This is a genomic window from Streptomyces sp. NPDC001292 (genome assembly GCF_042896465.1).
Taxonomy (GTDB): Bacteria; Actinomycetota; Actinomycetes; order Streptomycetales; family Streptomycetaceae; genus Streptomyces.
Window position 1 is genome coordinate 68,322 of the sequence record NZ_JBIAXG010000019.1, and the last position, 21,478, is coordinate 89,799.

At 72.1% G+C, this 21,478-nt stretch carries 18 protein-coding genes and 1 pseudogene; 16 read left to right on the top strand and 3 right to left on the bottom strand.

What is annotated here, in order from left to right; genetic code table 11:
- Position 1 precedes the first annotated feature (1 nt).
- The 14 genes and pseudogenes from ACFY4A_RS21040 (at position 2) to mug (ending at position 16,247) form a co-directional block, all read left to right on the top strand.
- The gene (locus ACFY4A_RS21040) at positions 2–2,569 is read left to right on the top strand and encodes an ABC transporter permease (RefSeq protein ID WP_390830894.1); all 2,568 of its coding nucleotides are present in this window, start codon (positions 2–4) and stop codon (positions 2,567–2,569) included.
- 77 nt (positions 2,570–2,646) lie between these two features.
- Positions 2,647–2,847: pseudogene (locus tag ACFY4A_RS21045) on the top strand (GNAT family N-acetyltransferase); the annotation flags it as partial.
- Between the two features lie 582 nt (positions 2,848–3,429).
- Positions 3,430–4,734 carry a hypothetical protein gene (locus tag ACFY4A_RS21050; protein WP_390830895.1) on the top strand — a complete coding sequence of 435 codons (1,305 nt, stop codon included), beginning with the start codon at positions 3,430–3,432 and terminating at the stop codon, positions 4,732–4,734.
- The gene (locus ACFY4A_RS21055) at positions 4,721–5,338 is read left to right on the top strand and encodes a hypothetical protein (protein ID WP_390830896.1); all 618 of its coding nucleotides are present in this window, start codon (positions 4,721–4,723) and stop codon (positions 5,336–5,338) included. The genes ACFY4A_RS21050 and ACFY4A_RS21055 overlap by 14 nt, the downstream gene beginning before the upstream one ends.
- Positions 5,331–5,987: a hypothetical protein gene (locus ACFY4A_RS21060; RefSeq protein ID WP_390830897.1), complete on the top strand. Its 657-nt coding sequence runs from the start codon at positions 5,331–5,333 to the stop codon at positions 5,985–5,987. The genes ACFY4A_RS21055 and ACFY4A_RS21060 overlap by 8 nt, the downstream gene beginning before the upstream one ends.
- 47 nt (positions 5,988–6,034) lie before the next feature.
- Positions 6,035–9,097 carry a hypothetical protein gene (locus ACFY4A_RS21065; protein WP_390830898.1) on the top strand — a complete coding sequence of 1,021 codons (3,063 nt, stop codon included), beginning with the start codon at positions 6,035–6,037 and terminating at the stop codon, positions 9,095–9,097.
- Between the two features lie 267 nt (positions 9,098–9,364).
- The gene (locus ACFY4A_RS21070) at positions 9,365–9,898 is read left to right on the top strand and encodes a nucleoside-triphosphatase (protein WP_390830899.1); all 534 of its coding nucleotides are present in this window, start codon (positions 9,365–9,367) and stop codon (positions 9,896–9,898) included.
- Positions 9,899–10,057: 159 nt separating this feature from the next.
- The gene (locus tag ACFY4A_RS21075) at positions 10,058–10,477 is read left to right on the top strand and encodes a GNAT family N-acetyltransferase (protein ID WP_390830900.1); all 420 of its coding nucleotides are present in this window, start codon (positions 10,058–10,060) and stop codon (positions 10,475–10,477) included.
- Positions 10,417–10,731, top strand: coding sequence for a GNAT family N-acetyltransferase (locus ACFY4A_RS21080; protein ID WP_390830901.1), 315 nt, complete (start codon positions 10,417–10,419; stop codon positions 10,729–10,731). The genes ACFY4A_RS21075 and ACFY4A_RS21080 overlap by 61 nt, the downstream gene beginning before the upstream one ends.
- Positions 10,732–10,889: 158 nt before the next feature.
- Positions 10,890–12,302, top strand: coding sequence for a hemolysin family protein (locus ACFY4A_RS21085; protein ID WP_390830902.1), 1,413 nt, complete (start codon positions 10,890–10,892; stop codon positions 12,300–12,302).
- Positions 12,299–13,327: a hemolysin family protein gene (locus ACFY4A_RS21090; RefSeq protein ID WP_390830903.1), complete on the top strand. Its 1,029-nt coding sequence runs from the start codon at positions 12,299–12,301 to the stop codon at positions 13,325–13,327. The genes ACFY4A_RS21085 and ACFY4A_RS21090 overlap by 4 nt, the downstream gene beginning before the upstream one ends.
- Before the next feature lie 60 nt (positions 13,328–13,387).
- The gene (locus ACFY4A_RS21095) at positions 13,388–14,200 is read left to right on the top strand and encodes an SGNH/GDSL hydrolase family protein (protein ID WP_390830904.1); all 813 of its coding nucleotides are present in this window, start codon (positions 13,388–13,390) and stop codon (positions 14,198–14,200) included.
- A 59-nt stretch (positions 14,201–14,259) separates the two neighbouring features.
- Positions 14,260–15,702, top strand: coding sequence for an adenylosuccinate lyase (gene purB / locus ACFY4A_RS21100; protein WP_390830905.1), 1,443 nt, complete (start codon positions 14,260–14,262; stop codon positions 15,700–15,702).
- Positions 15,699–16,247: a G/U mismatch-specific DNA glycosylase gene (gene mug, locus ACFY4A_RS21105; protein WP_390830960.1), complete on the top strand. Its 549-nt coding sequence runs from the start codon at positions 15,699–15,701 to the stop codon at positions 16,245–16,247. The genes purB and mug overlap by 4 nt, the downstream gene beginning before the upstream one ends.
- Positions 16,248–16,475: 228 nt before the next feature.
- On the opposite strand, the gene ACFY4A_RS21110 is transcribed toward mug, so the two are convergent.
- Positions 16,476–16,925, bottom strand: coding sequence for a hypothetical protein (locus ACFY4A_RS21110; RefSeq protein WP_390830906.1), 450 nt, complete (start codon positions 16,923–16,925; stop codon positions 16,476–16,478).
- Positions 16,926–17,092: 167 nt separating this feature from the next.
- On the opposite strand from ACFY4A_RS21110, the gene ACFY4A_RS21115 reads away from it, so the two are divergent.
- Positions 17,093–18,256: an ROK family transcriptional regulator gene (locus ACFY4A_RS21115; RefSeq protein WP_390830907.1), complete on the top strand. Its 1,164-nt coding sequence runs from the start codon at positions 17,093–17,095 to the stop codon at positions 18,254–18,256.
- A 49-nt stretch (positions 18,257–18,305) separates the two neighbouring features.
- On the opposite strand, the gene ACFY4A_RS21120 is transcribed toward ACFY4A_RS21115, so the two are convergent.
- Positions 18,306–19,067, bottom strand: a complete 762-nt coding sequence (locus ACFY4A_RS21120; protein WP_390830908.1) for a GntR family transcriptional regulator — start codon at positions 19,065–19,067, stop codon at positions 18,306–18,308.
- Positions 19,068–19,352: 285 nt separating this feature from the next.
- Entirely contained in the window at positions 19,353–20,234 is an 882-nt protein-coding gene (locus tag ACFY4A_RS21125; RefSeq protein WP_390830909.1) for an RNA polymerase sigma-70 factor, read from the bottom strand.
- A 310-nt stretch (positions 20,235–20,544) separates the two neighbouring features.
- On the opposite strand from ACFY4A_RS21125, the gene ACFY4A_RS21130 reads away from it, so the two are divergent.
- Positions 20,545–21,288, top strand: coding sequence for a glucose 1-dehydrogenase (locus tag ACFY4A_RS21130; protein ID WP_390830910.1), 744 nt, complete (start codon positions 20,545–20,547; stop codon positions 21,286–21,288).
- Positions 21,289–21,478 lie beyond the last annotated feature (190 nt).

Consider the following 21,478-nt stretch of genomic DNA (forward strand, 5'->3'; position numbering starts at 1 on the left):
GGTGCTCAAGGCGACACTGCGCAGCTTCCTGGCCCACAGGGGGCGGCTGCTGCTCTCGGCCCTGGCCGTCATCCTGTCCGTGGCCTTCGTCACGGGCAGCCTGATCTTCTCCGACACCGTCGCCCGCACCTTCGACCGGCTCTTCGCCTCCACCGCCGCCGATGTGACGGTGGCGCCGAAACAGGAACTGAAGTCCGCGCTGCCCACCGGGGTCGTGCAGACCGTGCCGGCGTCCCTCGCCCAGCGGGTGGCCGGGGTCGACGGCGTCGCGGCGACGCACGTGGACGTGGCCGTCCAGAACGCCATGGTCGTCGACAGCCGCAACGAGCCGGTCGGCCCGACCACGGGTGCCCCGACCATCGTCTCCAACTGGCAGGTCACCGACCGCAGCCCGGTCCGGCTGACTTCCGGCCACGCCCCGCACGGCGACGGCGAGGCCCTGCTGGACGCCGACACCGCCCGACACGACGACGTGCGGATCGGCGACGTACTCGCGGTCCAGGCGCAGCCCGGCTCGTTCCGCGTCCGGGTCGTCGGCATCGCCGCGTTCACCACCACCAACCCGGGCGCGGCCAGGCTCTTCCTGGACACCCCCACCGCGCAGGCCAGGCTGCTCGGCTCCACCGCCCGCGCGACGAGCATCTCGGTCGACGCGGCCAAGGGCGTCACCGACGCCGAGCTCAAGCAGCGCGTCGGCCGGGCCGTCGGCGCCGGCGGCTACGACCTGAGGACCGCCAGCGAGCAGGCCAAGTCCGCCGCCGCCCGGCTCGGCGGATTCGTCAAGATCATCAAGTACGTCATGCTCGGATTCGCCGGGATCGCGGTCCTCGTCGGCGTCTTCCTGATCGTCAACACCTTCTCGATGCTGATCGCCCAGCGCACCCGCGAGCTGGGCCTGCTGCGGGCCCTGGGCGCCGACCGGCGGCAGGTCCGGCGCTCGGTGCTGACCGAGGCGGTGCTGCTCGGCGTGGTCGGCTCCACTGTGGGGCTGGCGGCCGGGATCGGCCTCGCGGAGGGGCTGATCCGGCTGATGAGCGCCTTCGGCATGAACCTGACGACCACGGAGATGGTCATCCGGTGGAGCACGCCCCTCGCCGCGTACGCCGTCGGCATCGGCGTCACCTTCCTGGCGGCCTACCTCCCGGCCCGCCGCGCCGCGACCGTCTCGCCCATGGCGGCCCTGGCGGACGCCGAGGTGGCCGGGGTGGGGCGGCCGTTGCGGGTGCGCGCGGTGGCGGGCGCGGGGGTGGGGGCGGCCGGCGCGGCCGCGCTCGCGGGCTGCGCCGCCGCGCACCGGACCGCGACCGCCGCCTCGCTGCTGGGCGTGGGCATCGTCCTCACCCTGGTCGCCGCCGTCGCCGCGGGGCCGCTGCTGGTGCGCCCGCTGATCCGGGTGCTGGGCGGGGCCTTCCCGGCCCTGTTCGGGTCCATCGGACGGATGAGCCAGCGCAACGCGCTGCGCAACCCGCGCCGGACCGGTGCGACCGCCGCCGCCCTGATGGTGGGCCTGGCCCTGGTCGGCGGGCTGTCCGTGGCCAGTGCCTCCATGACCCGCTCCCTGGACCGCCAGATCGACAAGGTGCTGGGCGCCGACTACGTGGTGCAGAACCGCAACTTCCTGCCGTTCTCCGCGGAGGTCACGGACGCGGTGCGCGGCACCCGGGGCGCCGGCACCGTCGTACGGCAGCGGCTGGCGGCGGTCGCCCTGCGGCTGCCGGACGGCAAGCGCGTCGAGACCACCGCTTCCGGATACGACCCACGGCTCGACTCGGTCGCCCACATCAAGTACGTCCACGGCGACACGGCGGCAGCCCTCGCCGACGGGCACATCGCCATGGACGCCCGCTTCGCCGGGAAGCACGGGGCGCGGCCCGGAAGCGTGCTGCCCGTCGAGTTCCAGGGCGGACGGCAGGCCAGGCTGACCGTGGCGGCGCTCACCAAACAGGACGCGGCCGAGGGGTTCGGCATCGAGGGCGGCGTGTACTTCGGCATGGGGACCCTGGAGAAGTACGTGCCGGGCACCCCGGACGCGGCCCTGTACGTGAACGCCGCGCCCGGCACCGGCGCCGGCCAGTTGCGCTCCTACCTGGAGAAGGCCCTGACTCCGTACCCCAATGTGGAGGTGCGCGACCAGGCGGACTACAAGAAGCTGGTACACGACCAGATCGCGGTCCTGCTCTACCTCGTCTACGCGCTGCTGGGCCTCGCGATCGTCATCGCGGTCCTGGGCGTGGTCAACACCCTCGCCCTGTCGGTGGTGGAGCGCACCCGGGAGATCGGTCTGCTGCGCGCCATCGGGCTGGCCCGCCGCCAGCTGCGGCGGATGATCCGGCTGGAGGCGGTGGTGATCGCGGTCTTCGGCGCGGTGCTGGGGCTGGGGCTGGGCCTGGTGTGGGGCCTGTGCACCCAGCGGGTGCTGGCCCTGCAGGGCATGAAGGCGCTGGCCATCCCCTGGAGCACGATCGTGGCGGTGGTGGTCGGCTCGGCGCTCGTGGGCGTCGTGGCGGCCCTGCTGCCCGCGCTGCGCGCCTCCCGGATGAACGTGCTGGCGGCGATCGCGCACGAGTGACGGAACAGCGGCGGTGCGCGAGCGTCCGGATGCCGGAATTGATCCTTGCGGGCGGCGGTGCGCGGTGTGGTCGGCGCATGAGCGATCTGCACATACGCGCCGCCACCGCCGACGACCTCGACACCGTGCTGGCCTTCTGGACGACGGCCGCGGAGGGCTCGAGCATCAGCGACGACCGGGACGGCATGGCCCGCCTGCTCGCCCGCGACCCGGAGGCCCTGCTGCTGGCGGAGCAGGACGGCGGACTGGCCGGCACGGTCGTCGCGGGCTTCGGCGGGCCACCGACCGCGATGGCCTTGTCGCAGGCGGCTTCCCGACGGCGCCGTAATTTTTCCGTAGGCCGAGGACGCCCTGGGCTGCGCGGAGCCGGTAGGGCGCGTTGACCTCCAGCCGCTGGTCCATCACCACTCGCGGACGTCGCCGACCTCGGGCGTCCGGGTGCGGCACCGGATCGGCGTCCGCATCTGGAAGGCGATCCTCTCCGGCCGGTAGTCGTTCTTGGGCCGGCCTCGACGACAAGTCCGCGAGTCCCGATAAGCAGTGGCCAGAGTCCGGCTCGGTGAAATCCTCCCCCTCGTGCTGTGGGCAGGCGGCCGCGCGACGGTCGCCGCCCGACGACCGGGAACACCTTGCACCGGGCGATGTGCGCACCCCCGCGGGCCCGGCGATGCGGTCCCCGCCGCTAGGTGCACCGTGCGCGGGAGCCGACTCCAGCAGAGCTCCCTTCCGCTGTGGGCGGATCTCTCCGGCGAGGGCCCAGGCCAGCGTGGACGCCACATGCACATCCGGTCATTGGCTGGCAAGCCGCACCTGGTGCGGGGATGATGACACGGGAGGGCCCTGCATGAAGGGGGCATGGCGTGAGTCCCGTGCACGACAACACCCATGTCGACGCAAACCGGCGGCTGAGCGACGCTCAGCAGTCGGACAACCTGCGGACGTTTGTGGGGGCGGCTGCCCGGCACAGTGGGGGCACCGTCACCGACCGTACGCATCGGCAGATCACCCGGGACATCGCGGAGGGATTCGCGGCCCACAGCGCGCAGGGCGGGGCGACGAAGACCGAGGTGTGGGAGTGGATCAGGCAGCATGCCTCTCCCGCCTATTCGGTGGAGGCGTTCGAGTCCCGGTGGGAGGTCTTCGAGAACGAGCGGCTCATTCGTCCCCACCGGTCCAAGAAGCACCAGCTGCGGCACTCTTTCCATCCGCTCGGCGCGGTCTTCCTGATGATCTGCGACCGGCTGGAAAGCCGCGGCGGCATCGACGAGCTGATCGCCCTGCTGGACCGTACGCAGGAGCTTCTCGACCGCGACCATCCTGACCGTGAAGCGGTCGCCCACAACATCGTCTTCTGCCAGTGGGTGTTCCAGACATTCGCCGTGCAGCTGGAAGCGCTGGTCCTCGACGGCACACTGAAGGAGCTGATGGAGGACCAGTGGCAGTACCACCATCAGGACCTGGACCATCGGGTCCTGCGCCTGAATCACGATGTGAACCGCCACTTCCCGAAGGACGTCGACCTCGCCCACCAGGCCGTCGTCATGGTCGAGGCCGAGCAGCGGTACGCGCACTGGGCCGCACAGGCTCTGCTGCGTGTGCTGGACCGCGCCGGGACGACGCTGGCATTCGACGTCCTGTCGGCCGAGGAGTACCTGGAGGCCGCCCGGAACGCCCCGCCGGAGCAGCTGGCGGAGGCCGGCCTTGCGCTGGTGGCAGATGCGCCGCAGGTGTGGCTCGACCCCGGGGCTGTGGTGGACGCCTTGGAGGCGTTCGTGCCTCGTCACCGGGTGCGCTACCGGCCCCCGGTGCCCGAGGGGTCTGCCGACCGGGATCCGTTCGGCGCGGTGGCCGAGCGAGCGGTGCAGGAACGGGCACGGCGCGAGCGGGCCGCCGACCGCATGCTCCTGGAGCAGGACCGGGCCGAGATGACGGAGGAGTTGCGTCGATCACGCTGGCCGCGGGCCGTCCGGCTCCTGACCGACCTGATCATGCTGGATGCCGATCGCCACGCCCCGTACCGGTTGGAGATGGGCACCGAGCTGATCATCGACCGTGAGGCATGGGTGACCCACCTGCACCCGGTCACGGTGCACCGCACACACATCCCGGCGGTCCTGCCGCCGCCGGACCTGGTGGCAAGCGGACAAGGTGATGAAGAATCCTGACGCGGCGCTGATCCTCGCAGCCGCCCGGGCAGGCGGCGCACTCCCCCCTGACACGCTTCCGGCCAACCTTGTGGCGCAGGCCGACGAGGTGGCTCGTGCCGCAGGGCGTCATCTGGTGGAGTGCGACTGCCCGTGGCCCGCACCGGCCGGTGCCGTCAGCCGTCCGGGCCTGCCTGGCCGCGCGCTCGTGCTGGGCTGGTCGGACACTCCGGTTCCCGAGGAACTGGGCACCTACCCGGTCGCCCGGCTCACCCCGACCCAGACGATCACCTTCGCCCTGTGTCTGGCTCAGGCGTGGCCGGACCCACGCTTGCCCCCGTACCCGGGCCGTCCTTTCGAGCGGGCCGAGATCCTGGACACGGCCGGTGACATCGGGCTGGACGTGAACTTTGCCAAGGCCGCCCTCGACGGCGAGCTGCGGTGGCTGTTGCTGATCATCCGCGACGGTCGCCGACTGCGGCTGGGGCCGGCGGTGGCGGCGCTGCCCGGCACCTTCGCCGAGACCATGCGGCGCTTCCACGACCTGCTCCCGGGCCCGGACGTCGCCCCGCCGATGTGGGACGCCGCGGACGCCCCGCCGATCGAGGAGGACGAGTATGACTGAGGCACCGCTGTCCGACCATGACGAGGCACAGGTCCAGGCCGCTGTAGCAGCAGTGGAAACCGCTGACGGGCTCGTGCCCCGCGAGGCTTTTCCCGCGCTGCAGAGCGACGCGTTGCGGGCGGTCGTCGCCCGTCGCCTGGCCGGGCTGGGCCGCGTGTTGCTGATCCGCGAGCACCACGGGACGCAGGGCTTCACCAGCGGCTACGAGGACGGCGTGGCCGAGCGCCTGGCCGCCGAGGGCATCGGGGTCCTTCCCCCGGTGGACCGGGCGGTGCTGGTGCTGGTGCTGCTGCGTACCGTGGCGGCCCCCAGGGCCCGCGGCGTGCACGGCTCGGCGACCTGGCTCACGGACGGCCCGGGCACCAGCGTCGAGGAGTTGTACGCCAACCCGTACTTCACCTACGAACAACTCCGTCCAGCGGTACGCCGCCTGAAGGCACGACGCCTGCTGCGGGAAGGCTTCCACCGCACCCTGCTGCCCGGCCCCGCGCTGCTGCGCCTCACCGACGCGCAGTCCAACCGGCTGTGGGAGGACCTGGTACTGGTCACCCGGCCCGACTCCATGAACGCACGGGCCATCCGCCGGCGCCGCCAGGAACAGCCGCACCCCGGCCGCCGACCAGGCCCCTGGCGCGAGACAGCACCATGATCACCGTCACCCCGCCGCAAGAAGCGTCGCCCCCGGACGATGCCCCGATGAGCCTGGGGATCATCGACGACCGGCAGCTGCTGTGCGTCCAGACGTTCGACATCGCCCGGCACCCCTCCACCGCGGTCGGGCTCATCCCCGGCTGCTTCGTCGCCGTCTCCGGAAAAGGCCCCAGGGATGCGAACGAGTCCGGGAAGACAAGCTGGCTGGCCTCCGTCGCGCTGCTCCTCGGCGATCCGGAATGGCGGATGCACAGCAGCGGTCCGGCCACCGTCGCGGACCTGCTCTTCGAACCGCAGACCGCCGGGGTGGCCGCCCAGGGCTACGCGCCCGCGACCACCGGCTACATCGCCGGGCTCTTCGCTGCCCCGGACGACGTCGCCGGCACCGCCCACACCGTATGGATGAAGCTGTCCGCCACTCCGACCTACGTCGAGGTCCGGCACGCTCCCGGCATTCACCTTGCCACCGCCCAGGACGACGACGAACGCCATCATCAGGCCGCCGAGATCTACCGCGGACTGCCATCGGCGTCCTCGCTGGGAGCCACCCGGTACGCGACCGCCCTGTACGGTCCCGTCCCCCGCTGCCTCGCCTTCCTGACCTCCCGGGGAAAACGGCGCGGCGGGCCCTCCCTGCTCAAGCTCGACACCGGCCTGTTCACCCCCGCCGGCATCGGCACCGCACTGATCGGACTCACCGGCCGCGCCTCCCTGCTGGATACCGACGCCTCCCTGCGCCATGACGTGAGCGAAGCCGAGCGCGAGCTGCAGACCGGCCGGACGGAGGACGTCGACAGTCACGCGATCGAGGAGCGGGCCCTGCGCGCCGTCACCCAGCGCAGCAGCGCGCGCGAGGAACTCGCCCGCGCTCAGGATCTGTGGGCCCTGCACTACGCACGCGGGCTGCTCGACGCTTTTGAGCGCGTCGAGCAGCTGCACACCGCGCTGGACGATCAGGCCGAGACGCTCGAACGAGCCCGGGACGAGCGTTCATCGGCCGAAGCCGTTCAGCACGCGCTCGAAGACCCTGCGCGCCTGGAACACCGGCGCGACGAGGCAGAACTTGCCCAGCAGACCGCCGAGCGGCTGCTGGATCTGGCCCACGAGGACGAGTGCGGTGCACGTCACCGGCTCGCCTCGCTCAACCGGGCGCTCCAGGAAGCCGAGGATGCCGCGGCCGGGGCCCGGGGGGATCTCGATGACGCCCGCCACGAGGCACAACGGGCCCATCAGCGCACCGTCGCCTGCGAGGTCGGCCTGGCCGAGGCCGGCATGCGGCTTCAGCACGCCCGCGACGACCTCTCCCGGGCCGTAGAAGGACGCTACGGCCCCGCCGGACGGACGACCGACACATTGAGCACTGCGGGAATCAGCGCCACGGGGCTGCTCGACGGGCTGGCCCTGCCTCACGAGGAGCGCTCCGCATGGGGACCGCGCCTGGCGCTGTACGGCGACGCCGTGTGCATCAGGGCATCCGACGTCCCCGCCGCCCGCAGAGCCCTGGCCGACCAACCGGGCGCCGTCCTGATCGCCGTACCGGACGATACGAATGAACACGCCGACGACCCCGTTCGGGGCTTCCTGAATGCCCTGGCCACGCGCATGCGGCTGGAACACAGCCCGGACACGGCGGTCGACGACGCCCTCGGTCTGTACGTGGTGGGCGGGTTCACCGAACCGTTCACCGGCCGAGCCGCCTTCGTCGACCGCCTTCGCACCGGGGTGGCACGGGCGGAGCAGGACCTCACCGCTGTGCACCGGCTGTGTGACCGCGCCAGGGAGGCTGAAGCGCAGAGCGAGGAACTGCTCCGGCGCCTGGAGGCCGCCGCTTCGGCCGCTCACCTAAGGTCCCAGCGCCCCGCGCTCGAACGCGAACTCGCCACTCTCCAGCGCAAGACCGCGGCGCGCAAGCAGGCACGGGACGCTGCCGAGAGCGCCCTGCGGCAAGCGGCCGTCGCCCACGCGACCCGTGCTCTCCAGCACGCTCAAGCCCAGAGCGTGATCGACAAGGCCCGGTCGGTCGAACGGCAGGCCGCCGAACAACACGCAGCCCTCGAGAAGCAGATCGCCGCTCTCGACATCACCCACTGGCAAGAACACGGCGGCAGCCGCGAAGCCGCCCTCCGCGCCCTGCGCCGCTCCACGACCTCACCCGTGGCCGGGAACGGACAGCCCCCGCACCCCGAACGCCGCAGCGAGAGCACCCTGCGCCAACGCGCCGGCCGCCGCCTCGACCACGCCCTCGAATCAGTCGGTATCGACATCGACACCGGTGCCGGCGCGCCGACCGCCGCACTCCAGGACGCCGTCCGGCGCCGCAGCAATCTCAGCGACGACAGTGCCGGCCGCCCGTCCGCCGATGCCACCGCGTTCGCATCGCCCGCCCGCGCTCTGCAGGATTGGCTCGACCGCTTCGCCGACTCCGACGCCTCGGCCGCCCAGCGCATCGCCGCCGAGCGCGCCGAGCGCGCCGACCGGATCGCCTTCGGCGAGCAGAAAGTCGCCGACCTTCGCGAAAGCCTGCGCACCATACAAGGCAGCATCGCCCTGCGGCTCGAACAGGCCCTGGACGACATCGAAGACGCCCTCGCCACCTTGAACCGCGACGCCGGCCTGTACGGTGCCGAACTCCACCGTGCGCTCACCCCGCCGCCCTCCCTGCAGGACGTGTGGCGCTGCGAAGTGACACCGTACTGGCGGCGTACTCCCCACGGCCCCCTGCTGCCCTACGACAACGTCACCAACTCGGCGCAGGAGAAGCTGTTCTCCATCCATCTGGTCCTGGCCGCGCTCCTCGCTTCACCCCATCCGCGCGGCCGCGTGCTCATCCTCGACGAACTGGGCGATTCCCTCGGCACGCACCATCGCCAGGAGGTCCTCGCGGCCCTGGCCAAATGCACGCAGGAATACGGCATCACGGTCCTTGGCACCTGCCAGGAGTCGCTCCTGGACGACGCCGCCGAACACTGCGGCGAACTCCTCTACTTCACCTATCCCAGCCACACCGAGGCGCTCAACGCGCCCACCCGCATGTTCGGCTACGACGCCAACGGCGAGCGCGTCGAGCTGACCACGGACACCCTGCTGGCCGGTCGCGTCTGGTGGTGAGCAATGCGGCACGCGGGACCCCAAGCGCGCCTGGCGAACATCCCGGCAGCCTTGCCGAAGCAGCGGTGTGCCCCGTGCCCGGCGGAGGCATCGGTCCGCCCCAGCCCATCCGGCCGGACCTTCCGACGTGCCGTCCGGCACCGCCGACCAGGTCAGCGGTGGCGAGACGTCGTCGTCCTCCCCGCTGCGGCGTCGGGGGATCGCCGCATGGTCGCCTAACGACACGCCCCTGAGCTCCCGTAAAACGGACCCGACATGGAGCACGAGATGCCGACGAGAATCCTGCTCGAGGGACGCCCCGGCGCGGGCAAAACGACCATTGTCCGCCGATTGGCAGCGCTCCTGCGCACCCGTGGGGCTGTCGGCTTCACCACGGAGGAGATACGGCACGGCGGTACCCGGAGCGGTTTCGCGCTGGAGACGCTGGAGGGCGGTCTGCGAGCCGTGCTCGCCCATGTCGACTTCCCGGGCCCACCGCGGGTGGGCCGGTACGGCGTCGATCTGGGCGTCATGGAGCGGCTCGCGCTGCCGCCGCTCAGGTCGGCTGCAGCGGATCCTGCTCCTGGAGATCTCGTGCTCATCGACGAGCTCGGGCGTATGGAGCTGGCGTGCACCGCGTTCCAGGACACGGTCCGGTGCCTGTTCGAGTCCGACATCGACATCGTTGCCACAGTCCACGCCCACAGTGACCCGTTCACCGACGCCCTGAAGCAGCGCCCTGACATCACGCTCGTCCAAGTGACCCGTACCAATCGGGACGCTCTGCCCGAGGATCTGGCAGCCCGGCTTGAGGGGCCGTGACGACCGTCACCCGGGCACAGCCGTGGCTCCACCCGAGTTGCTCGGGCCGATCTCACCAGTCGCATCAGACTTGCGCATCGGTAAAGGACCACACCGGTCGTCGGAAAGAGGCACGGAAACCGTTCGCCGGACAGGTCGGCGCTCTGCTTGGCTCACCCCATGAGCGATCTTCACATCCGCTGCGCCACCCTCTCCGACATCGACACCGTGCTGCGGTTCTGGCGCGACGCCGCGGAGGGATCGAGCATCAGCGACGACCACGACGGAGTGGCCCGACTCATCACACGAGACCCCGAAGCCCTGCTCCTCGCAGAGCGCGACGGCCTGCTCACCGGAACCGTCATAGCCGGCTTCGACGGACGGCGATGCTCCGCCTACCGACTGGCCGTACACCCCGACCACCGTCGGCAAGGCATCGCCACCGCCCTGCTGGAAGCCGCGGAACAACGCTTCGCCACCCTGGGCGGGCGCCGCGTCGACGCCATGGTCCTGGAGGCCAACGAACAGGCACACCACACATGGGCCGCGGGTGGCTACCATCGCGAGGACCACTGGCGGCGCTGGGTCAAGCCACTGTAGACACGGGCCATGTTTGTGAGCAGCCAAGATTCGACGGCTGGCGCTGCCACCTGTACCGGCCGGCCGTGCACCCGGACCGGTGGCGCCAGGGCATCGGCTCGGCCCTGCTGGCGGCCGCCGAGGAGCGGTTCCTGCGGCTCGGCGGGCGGCGCGGCGACGCCATGGTGCTCACCCGCGACGAGACCGCGCACCACGCCTGGCGGGCGGCGGGCTACGCGCCGGAGGAGCGCTGGCGGCGCTGGGTGAAGCCCTGACGGACTGAGGGAACCCCCTTCTTTGCCCTTCTTTTACTCTTGAGGGACACCCAGTCCTCCATGAAAGGTTGTGAGCGTCCGCCCATGGGCGAGCCTCCCCGAGCGCGACACAGCGCGCCTGTCCCTGTCCTGCCCGACCATAGGACGGGGGTGACCCGATGACCGACGTGCTCCTGTTGCTGGTGGCAGTACTGCTCAGTCTCGCCTGCGGCGCCTTCGTCGCGGCCGAGTTCGCGCTGACGACCGTCGAGCGCGGTGCCCTGGAGCGGGCGGCCGAGCGCGGTGAGCGTGGCGCGGCCGGCGCGCTGAAGGCCGCACGGAACCTGACCTTCCAGCTCTCCGGGGCGCAGCTCGGCATCACCGTCACCAATCTGGTGGTCGGCATGCTCGCCGAACCGTCCATCGCCAAGCTGATCGCGGGTCCCGTCCAGGCGCTCGGCCTGTCCCGGTCCGCCGCGACCACGGTGGCACTGGTCCTCGGCACGGCCCTGTCCACGGTGTTCCTGATGGTCGTCGGCGAGCTGGTGCCCAAGAACTGGGCGATCTCCTCGCCGCTCGCGGTGGCCAGGCGGGTGGGCAACCCGCAACGCTGGTTCAGCGCCGCCTTCCGCCCTTTCATCACCCACCTCAACAACACGGCGAACCGCGTGGTGCGCCGACTCGGCGTGGAGCCCGCCGAGGAACTCGCCTCCGCGCGCGGCCCCCAGGAGCTCGCCGCCCTGGCCCGGCACTCCGCCAAGAAGGGCGCCCTGGAGCCGGACACCGCCGAGCTGTTCGTGCGGACCCTCAATCTGGCCGACCTGACCGCGGAGAACGTGATGACCCCGCGCGTCCAGGTCGTGGCCCTCGACGCCCAGGCGACCTGCGAGGACGTGGCGAACGCGACCCGGGCGACCGGGCTGTCGCGGTTCCCCGTCCACCAGGGGGGCCTCGACTCGGTCGTGGGCACCGCCCACATCAAGGACGTGCTGGCGGTGCCCGCCGAGCGCCGCACCCGCACCCGGGTCTCCGAGATCATGCGCGAGCCGCTCCTGGTCCCCGAGTCGCTGACCGTCGACCGGCTGCTGGACCGGCTCTCCGGCAAGCGCACGATGGCGGTCGTCATCGACGAGTACGGCGGAACCGCGGGCGTGGCGACGCTGGAGGACATCGTCGAGGAAGTCGTCGGCGAGGTGCGCGACGAGCACGACCCGCACGAGACGCCCGACCTGGCCCCGGCCGGGGCCGACGAGGAGGGCCGCGGCCTGTACTCGGCGGACGGTTCCGCGCGGGTGGACCAACTCGCGCGGGTCGGGCTGCGGGTGCCGGAGGGCCCGTACGAGACCCTGGCCGGCCTGATCGCCACCGAGCTCGGCCGGATCCCCGAGACCGGCGACATCCTCCAGGTCGCCGGCTGGCGGCTGGACGTGGTGGACGCGAGCGGCCGCCGGGCCGCGCGCGTGCTGCTGCACGCGCCGCTCGACGACGAGCACGGCAAGCACAGCGAGCACCGCGAGGACCGCGGGGGACCCGCACAGCGGGCCGACCGTCCGCGCGGTGACACGCACGACGAGAAGAGGGCCGGCCGGTGACCGCCGTACAGATCCTGATCGGGCTGGCGTCCCTGGTCGTCAACGCCTTCTTCGTGGGCGCCGAGTTCGCGCTGATCTCGGTGCGCCGCAGCCAGGTCGAGCCCTACGCCGAGGAGGGCGACCGGCGCGCCAGGAGCGTGCTGTGGGGCCTGGAGCACGTGTCCGCGCTGCTGGCCGCGGCGCAGCTCGGCATCACCCTGTGCACCCTGGTCCTCGGTGTGGTCGCCGAGCCGGCGATCGCGCACCTGCTGGAGCCGGTGTTCCACGCGGTGGGCGTGCCGCCGGGAGCGGGCCGCGCGGTGTCGTTCGTGATCGCACTGGCCCTGGCGACGTATCTGCACATGCTGCTCGGCGAGATGGTGCCGAAGAACGTCGCGCTCGCGGAACCGGTGCGCAGCGCGCTGCTGCTCGGACCGCCGCTGGTCGCGCTGTCCCGGGCGCTGCGTCCGGTGATCTTCACAGTGAACACGTTCGCGAACAGCCTGCTCAAGCTGCTGCGGGTGGAGGCCAAGGGCGAGGTCTCGTCGACCTTCACGGACTCGGAGCTGGCCCAGATCGTCAAGGACGCCAGCGCGGCGGGCCTCATCGACGACCGGGCGCAGGAGCGGCTGCACGACGCGCTGGAGCTGGGCAGCCGGCCCGTGCGCGACGTGGTGCTCCCGCTGGAGCGGGTCGTCCACGCGCGTCTGGGAGTCACCCCGGAGCAGTTGGAGCGGCTGTCGGCCGAGTCCGGTTTCTCGCGCTTCCCCGTGGTCGACGAGGGACGCCACATCGTGGGCTACCTGCATGTGAAGGACGCCCTGGACGCCTCGCCGCGAGGAGAGCCGTTCCGGCTGCGCGACATGCGCCCCATCGCCCGGGTCCGTGAGGGCACTCCGCTGGACGACGTGCTCACCGCGATGCGCGGCAGCCGTACGCATCTTGCGGCGGTCCTGGGGGCCGACGGCCGGCTGGCGGGCCTGGTGACCATGGAGGACGTGCTGCGGGAGCTGTTCGGACCGGCAGGGGTGACCGGGACGGCCTGACGCAGGCGGAACCAACCGCTTGGTATGGCGCTGTGCCGCCGGGATACCATCGCTCACGCCATGCAGAAGAATCCCACGTACACCAGCCTGGTCGCGATCGGCGACTCCTTCACCGAGGGCATGTCGGACCTGCTGCCCGACGGTTCGTACCGCGGCTGGGCGGACCTCCTCGCGGCGCGGATGGCCGCCCGCACGACCGGCTTCCGGTACGCCAACCTCGCCGTGCGCGGCAAGCTCATCGGGCAGATCGTCGACGAGCAGGTGGAGGCTGCGGCGGCCATGCGGGCCGACGTCGTGACGCTGGTGGGCGGCCTCAACGACGCGCTGCGGCCCAAGTGCGACATGGGCAGGGTCAAGGGGCTGCTCACGGAGGCGGTGGAGCGGCTGGCGCCGTCGTGCGAGCGGCTGGTGCTGATGCGCAGCCCCGGCCGGCAGGGCCCCGTCCTGGAGCGCTTCCGGCCCCGTATGGAGGAGTTGTTCGCCTGCGTCGACGAGCTCGCCGAACGGCACGGCGCGCTCGTCGTCGACCTGTACGGGGCGTCGTCGCTCGCGGACCCCCGGCTGTGGGACGTGGACCGGCTGCACCTGACCGCCGAGGGCCACCGCCGGGTCGCGGAGGCGGTGTGGCAGACGCTCGGCCACGAGCCCGAGGACACCGAGTGGCGTACGCCCATGCCGACGACCGCGCGTCCGGACTGGCTCACCCGCCGGGTCGCGGACGCCCGCTTCACCCGGCAGCATCTGCTGCCGTGGATAGGGCGGCGCCTGACCGGCCGTTCCTCGGGCGACGGCCGCTCCGCGAAGCGGCCCGAGCTGCTGCCCTACGAAGACTTCGCGCAGCCGCCGACGGCAGCCGACGCGGAGCTCTCGTAGCTTCCCACGAACACCCCCGCGTCGCTGGCCTGCACGAATCGCCAGTAGAATCCGTCTACGTGACTTCAGCGCCCGCCAAGCCCCGCATCCCGAACGTCCTCGCCGGACGTTACGCCTCCGCCGAGCTCGCCACGCTCTGGTCGCCCGAGCAGAAGGTGAGGCTGGAACGGCAGCTCTGGCTCGCCGTGCTGCGCGCCCAGAAGGACCTCGGCATCGAGGTGCCGGACGAGGCGATCGCCGACTACGAGCGGGTCCTCGGCCAGGTCGACCTGGCCTCGATCGCGGAGCGCGAGAAGGTCACCCGGCACGACGTGAAGGCGCGGATCGAGGAGTTCAACGACCTCGCCGGGCACGAGCACGTGCACAAGGGCATGACCTCCCGCGACCTGACGGAGAACGTCGAGCAGTTGCAGATCCGGCTCTCGCTGGAGCTGATGCGGGACCGTACGGTGGCCGTCCTGGCCCGGCTGGGCAGGCTGGCCGCGGAGTACGGCGAGCTGGTCATGGCCGGCCGCTCGCACAACGTCGCCGCGCAGGCCACCACCCTCGGCAAGCGGTTCGCGACCGCGGCGGACGAGCTGCTGGTGGCCCATGGGCGGGTCGAGGAGCTGCTGGGTCGCTACCCGCTGCGCGGCGTCAAGGGCCCGGTGGGCACGGCCCAGGACATGCTGGACCTGCTCGGGGGCGACGCGTCGAAGCTCGCGGAGCTGGAGCGGCGCGTCGCCGGGCACCTCGGCTTCTCGCGGGCGTTCACGTCGGTCGGCCAGGTCTACCCGCGCTCGCTGGACTACGAGGTCGTCACCGCGCTGGTGCAACTGGCGGCGGCGCCCTCCTCGCTGGCGAAGACGATCCGGCTGATGGCCGGGCACGAACTGGTCACCGAGGGCTTCAAGCCGGGCCAGGTCGGCTCCTCGGCGATGCCGCACAAGATGAACACCCGCTCCTGCGAGCGCGTCAACGGCCTGATGGTGATCCTGCGTGGCTACGCCTCGATGACCGGCGAGCTGGCGGGCGACCAGTGGAACGAGGGCGACGTGTCCTGCTCGGTGGTGCGCCGGGTCGCGCTGCCGGACGCGTTCTTCGCGCTGGACGGGCTGCTGGAGACGTTCCTGACGGTGCTCGACGAGTTCGGCGCCTTCCCCGCGGTGATCGCCCGCGAGCTGGACCGCTACCTGCCGTTCCTGGCCACGACCAAGGTGCTGATGGGCGCCGTGCGGGCCGGGGTCGGCCGCGAGGTCGCCCACGAGGCGATCAAGGAGAACGCCGTCGCGACCGCGCTCGCCATGCGCGAGCAGGGCGCCGAGCGCAACGACCTGCTCGACAAGCTCGCCGCCGACACCCGGCTCCCGCTCGACCGCGCGGGGCTGGACGCGCTCATGGCCGACAGGCTGTCCTTCACCGGCGCGGCGTCCGACCAGGTCGGCGCGGTCGTGGGCCGGATCGAGGAGATCGTGAAGCAGCGCCCGGAGGCCGCGGCCTACGCGCCGGGGGCGATCCTCTGACCCGGTTCACCCCGGCGGAGCTCCAGGCCGCCCGCGACCGTCCGGTCCCGGATGTCGTCGCGGACGGCCTGAGGGTGTTGTTCTGCGGTATCAACCCCGGTCTGATGACGGCTGCGACCGGCCACCACTTCGCCCGGCCGGGCAACCGGTTCTGGCCGGTGCTGCACCGGTCGGGGTTCACCCCGAGGCTGATGAAGCCCGCGGAGCAGGGCGAGTTGCCGTCGTACGGGCTGGGCATCACGAACGTCGTGGCGCGGCCGACGGCCCGGGCGCAGGAGCTGACGCCCGAGGAGTACCGCGAGGGCGGACGGCTGCTGGCGCTGAAGGTGACGCGGCTGCGGCCGAGGTGGCTGGCCGTGGTGGGTGTCACCGCGTACCGGGCGGCGTTCGGCGACCGCACGGCCCAAGTGGGGCCGCAGGAACGGACCTTCGGGGCCACGCGGGTGTGGGTGCTGCCCAACCCGAGCGGGCTGAACGCGCATTGGACGGCCGAGACGATGGCCGAGGAGTTCGCGCGGCTGAGAGTGGCCACGGAGACCGCCTGACCGCTCACGGCAGGCGCGTTGTCCGTGACGAACCGCGCACGACGGGGCCGTGTCCGTGACGGGTTCGCGCGGCTGAGGGTGGCCACGGAGACCGCCTGACCGCTCACGGCAGGCGCGTTGTCCGTGACGAACCGCGCACGACGGGGCCGTGTCCCTGACGAACCGCGCACGACGGGGCCGTGTCCCTGACGAACCGCGCACGACGGGGCCGTGTCCCTGACGAACCGCTCACGGCGGGGCCGTGTCCGTGACGATCGCGAGGAGTTGTATCTCGTCGGCCCGGTCGCGGTCGGCGACGCCGACGGCGACCCACCGGCCGGTCCCGTCCGGCCCCCACAGGCTCAGCTCGTCGGTACGGAGGCTGACCTCGGCCCAGGGCTCCGGTATCGCCTCGCCCCGCGCGCCGCGCACTCTGAGGGTGAGCATGCTCCAAGGGGACTGCCGCTGCCCCAGGCGGACGTCCAGCATCCGGGCCACGGCCTCCTTCAGGGCGTGGAAGTCCTCCGCGGCACGCGCGCGGAGGGCGGCCTCGCCCACCCGCAGGCCGTGGCTCGTCTCCAACTCGGCGACGAAGTAGCCGGGGCCGGCCGCCACGACGAGGTCCGACCGGCCGTGCTCCGCCGGGAAGTCCCGGGCGCACAGCCGGTCGATCACGGCGAGGTGCTTCGCGATGTCCATGTGCTCCAGTAAATCGGCTCCCACTGACAATTGGCGGGGCGTCAGCGAGCGTGCCCCGGCCGGCCGGTGCTCAGCCGGCGCGCGCTCGTGCCGTCCCCGGCGCTCGCCGCCCCGGCCCGTGCCGAGTACGATCCGCCCAACGCGCGCACGAGCTGGGAGGACGGACGGTGGGGCGGCTGACCGGCGGGGATCCCTCGCTGCTGCGAAGGATCAACTCCGCGGTGGTGCTGCACGCGCTGCGTGCCACGGACTGCGCGACGCTCACGGAGATCACCCGGGTGACGGGGCTGTCCCGGCCGACGGTCGAGGGCGTCGTGGAGGGCCTGATCGAGGCCGGACTCGTCGTCGAGAAGGCGGCCGAGGAGGGCGCCGCACGACGGCAGGGGCGGCCCGCACGCCGGTTCCGGTTCCGGGCCGAGGCCGGGCACCTGCTGGGCCTGGAGATCGGCGCGCACCGGGTCGCCGCGCTGCTGGCCGACCTGGACGGCCGCGTGGTGGGCTCCCAGGCCAAGGACGTGGAGGAGACCGCCGAGGCGGACGAGCGGCTGGAGCGGCTGCGCGGCGCGGTCGCCGAACTGCTGCGCAGGGCCGGTGTCCCGCGCAGTTCGCTGCGGGCCGTCGGGGTCGGCACGCCCGGGATCGTCGAGGCGGACGGCACGGTACGGCTGGGCACCGCGCTGCCCGGCTGGACCGGCCTGCGCCTGGGCGAACGGCTGAGCCGTTCGTTCAAGTGCCCGGTGCTCGTCGAGAACGACGCGAACGCGGCGGCGGTGGCCGAGCACTGGAAGGGTGCCGCCACCGAGTCCGACGACATGGTCTTCGTGCTGGCGGGGCTGAGCCCGGGCGCCGGTTCGCTGATCGGCGGGCGGCTGCACCGCGGGTTCGGCGGGGCCGCCGGTGAGATCGGCGCGCTTCACCTGCTGGGCCGGGAGGCGACCCCCGAGACGCTGCTGTCGACGACGGACCAGCCGCTGCATCCACTGGACGAGCGCGCGGTGGCCGAGGTCTTCGCACTGGCCCGCCGGGGTGACCGGCGGGCCGGCGCGGCAGTCGAACGGTTCATTCAGCGGCTCGTCCACGACGTGGCGGCGCTGGCGCTGGCCCTGGACCCGGAACTGGTCGTCGTCGGCGGCTGGGCGGCCGGGCTGGACGGCGTACTGGAGCCGTTGCGGCGTGAACTGGACCGCTACTGCCTGCGGCCGCCCAAGGTGACCCTGTCGATGCTCGGCGAGGCGGCCGTGGCGACGGGCGCGCTCCGGCTGGCGCTCGACCACGTCGAGGAGCAGCTGTTCGCGGTGGAAGGTACGGTGACGGCTCGCCGCTCCCGATGACGGCCGGCCGCCCGCGGTGACGGTCCGCCGCCGAGGGCGGGCCCGTGGGCTAGGAGGCCTGCCGGTGCGGTCCGTGATGTATCTCCACGCCGCCCGAGTCCCCGAAGGTCAGCCGGCAGGTGTCGGCGCGGTAGGTGGCGACGGAGATCGCGGCCGTGCCTCCCTGGGCGACGAAGCGGGTGGTGACGACGAGGACAGGGGCGCCGGGCAGCCGGTCGAGCTCCTTGGCGTCGTCCGCACGGGCCGAGCCCAGCTCGACCGAGCGGTCCTGGCCCTCCAGCTCGAGGCGGTGCAGCTCACGCAGCACGGCACGCGCGCGTGCGGGCCCGGACGGCGCGTCGATCGCGCTCAGGTCCGGCACCGACGCGTCCGGAACGTAGAGCAGTTCGGCGGCGACCGGCTGGCCGTGGCTCATCCGGGACCGGCGCACCACGTGCACGGGCTCCTCGTGGCCGGTCGCCAGGGCGTCGGCGATCGCGGACGGTGGGACGGCCCGGGAGCAGTCGACGCTCTGCCAGGCGTCGCCGGCCGCCTCCGGCCAGGCGTGCCGCTCGGTGTCTACGGCGACACCCACGCGTGGCGGTGCGACGGTCGTGCCGACGCCGCGGCGGCGCTGTAGCCGGCCCTCCAGCTCCAGCTGCTCCAGCGCCTGGCGCAGCGTGGCGCGGGCCACGCCGAAGCGGGCGGCGAGCTCCCGTTCGTTGGGCAGGATCTCGCCCACCGAGAACTCGGAGTCCAGTGCCTCGCTGAGCACGGTCTTGAGATGCCAGTACTTCGGCTCCGGCACCGATTCCAGCTGCGTGGTCCCCACCCTGTCCTCCGCAATCGCCGTGATCCGGCGGCGTTTTAGCGCCCTTGTTTATTAAAGGTTGTTGTACTTATCTGCGACGATAAGGCGGCCGCCACCCTTGGTCAAGACCAATCCTCGTTCCCTCGGACAGCGCACAGGAGCCTGTCGCACGGTGTTCACGAGCCGTTCGCGCGCGGCACCGGATTCCGGGCACCACGACGCGGCCCCCGTCGCCGGGACGGGGGCCGCGACACTGTGCGGGCGTCGGTGCCGGGACAGCCGTGCGGGCGCCGGGAGCCCGCAGGCTCAGGCGGTCAGGGACCGCAGCTTGTCGGGATTGCGGACGATGTAGACGGCCTGGATGCACCCGTCGGCCACGTCCAGTTGGAAGACACTGTCGGGCTTGCCCCCGGACAGGATCAGTACGGCGGGGCCGCCGTTGACCTCCAGGAAGCGGACGGACGGATCCGGGATGCCCTTGTGCGCCACGCCGACCAGGAAGCGACCCACCCTGTCGGCGCTCTCCAGGACCCGCAGCGGCGCCCTGGCCTTGCCGCCGCTGTCGCCCACCAGGCGGGCGTCGGGGGCGAGCAGCGACATCAGCCCCTCCAGGTCGCCGCCCGCCGCGGCGGCCAGGAACCGCTCGGTGAGGTCGCGCCGCTGGACGGGGTCGACCTCGTAGCGCGGCCGCCGTTCGCCGACGTGCCTGCGGGCCCGGCCGGCCAGTTGGCGCACCGCGGGCTCGCCGCGGTCGAGCAGGGCGGCGATCTCCGCGTACGGACAGCCGAAGGCCTCTCTCAGGACGAACACCGCGCGTTCGAGCGGCGAGAGCGTCTCCAGGACGACCAGCACGGCGAACGACACGGAGTCGGCGAGGACGGCCCGCTCCTCCGCGTCCGGGACGGTCTGCGCGAGATCCGTGACCAGCGGTTCCGGCAGCCAGGGGCCGACGTACAACTCGCCGCGCGCCTTGATCCGGCGGAGCCGGTCGATGGCGAGCCGGGTGGTGACCCGCACCAGGTAGCCGCGTGGCTCGCGCACCGCGCTCCGGTCGGCGTCGGACCAGCGCAACCAGGCTTCCTGGAGTACGTCCTCGGCGTCCGCCACACGCCCGAGCATGCGGTAGGCGACACCCATGAGAACGGGGCGGTGCTCTTCGAAGACTTCGGTCCCGGTATCGGTGGTCACGCCCTCATCCCAGCCGACGTCCCACGCTCGTGTCCAGGCGCCGGGCTGAGGGGCGCCGCGACCGCGGAGCCGCGTGTGGGGTAGGTTCCGATGTGACCTGTCGGCCGGGACCGTGACGCCCAGGGGCTTTGGGTGGGTGTCCAGCCGGTCTGTCGGTGGGTTCGTCCAGCCGATCTGTCGTTTTCCCCTGGCCACGTCGTGGATTGGTCCGCCCGAGCGGAGCGCGGACCGTGGAGTGGTTCGCTCTTTCGACGCCGCTCGGTGGGTATGGGTGTTCCCAACAGACGGGACATCAAGGCGGGGAGAGATCATGGCGGTGCTCACGGGCAAGACGGCTGTCGTTACCGGAGGCTCGCGGGGGATCGGCCGGGCTATCGTGCTGCGGCTCGCGCGGGACGGGGCGACTGTGGTCTTCAACTACGCGCAAAACCGGGATGCTGCGGATGAGGTCGTGCGGCAGGCTGAGCAGGCGGGCGGGAAGGTCATCGCGGTCCAGCTGGATCTGGCGGAGCCTCACGCGGCCGAGGAGTTGTTGGCTACTGCCGAACATCAGCTCGGTGGCCTGGACATTCTGGTCAACAACGCGGCCACGCATACCGAAGTCGTGCCCATCGCGCAGACGGAGGAGGCTGTGTTCGACAGAGTGATGGCCGTGAACGCAAAGTCAGTTTTCCTCACGGTGCGTTATGCGGCGCGGCACATGCGCGACGGCGGGCGGATCGTGAACATCTCCACCCTCAACACCGCTTTCCCCGCCCCCGGCAACGCCCCCTACGCAGCCAGCAAGGGCGCCCTCGAACAGCTGACCTTGGTAGCTTCACGTGAGCTGGGCGCACGGGGCATCACGGTCAATGCCGTATCGCCCGGTGCCACGGACACCGATCTTCTGAGAGCGGCCAACGAGCCGGAGAAGTTGGCGATGGCCATCGGAATGACCTCGCTCGGGCGCCTCGGCCGGCCCGAGGACGTGGCGGACGTCGTCGCCTTCCTCGCGGGGCCGGACGGGCGGTGGTTGACGGGCCAGAACATTCGTGCCAACGGAGGTGTCCTCTGACCGATTGGGGCGCTGTGGTCACTGGTTGCGGGCGGCGCTTCGCCGTCGCCCGCAACCCTCATGGCGGGGTGGGGTCAGCTGGCCGTGGCTTATTCCGCCCGTGCGCGGCGGCAGGAGTCGGAGTGGCGTGCTGTTCGGCGCGGGCTCGGGTGCTGGAGAGGCGGTAGGAGTCAGTCCCGGCCTCGACCGA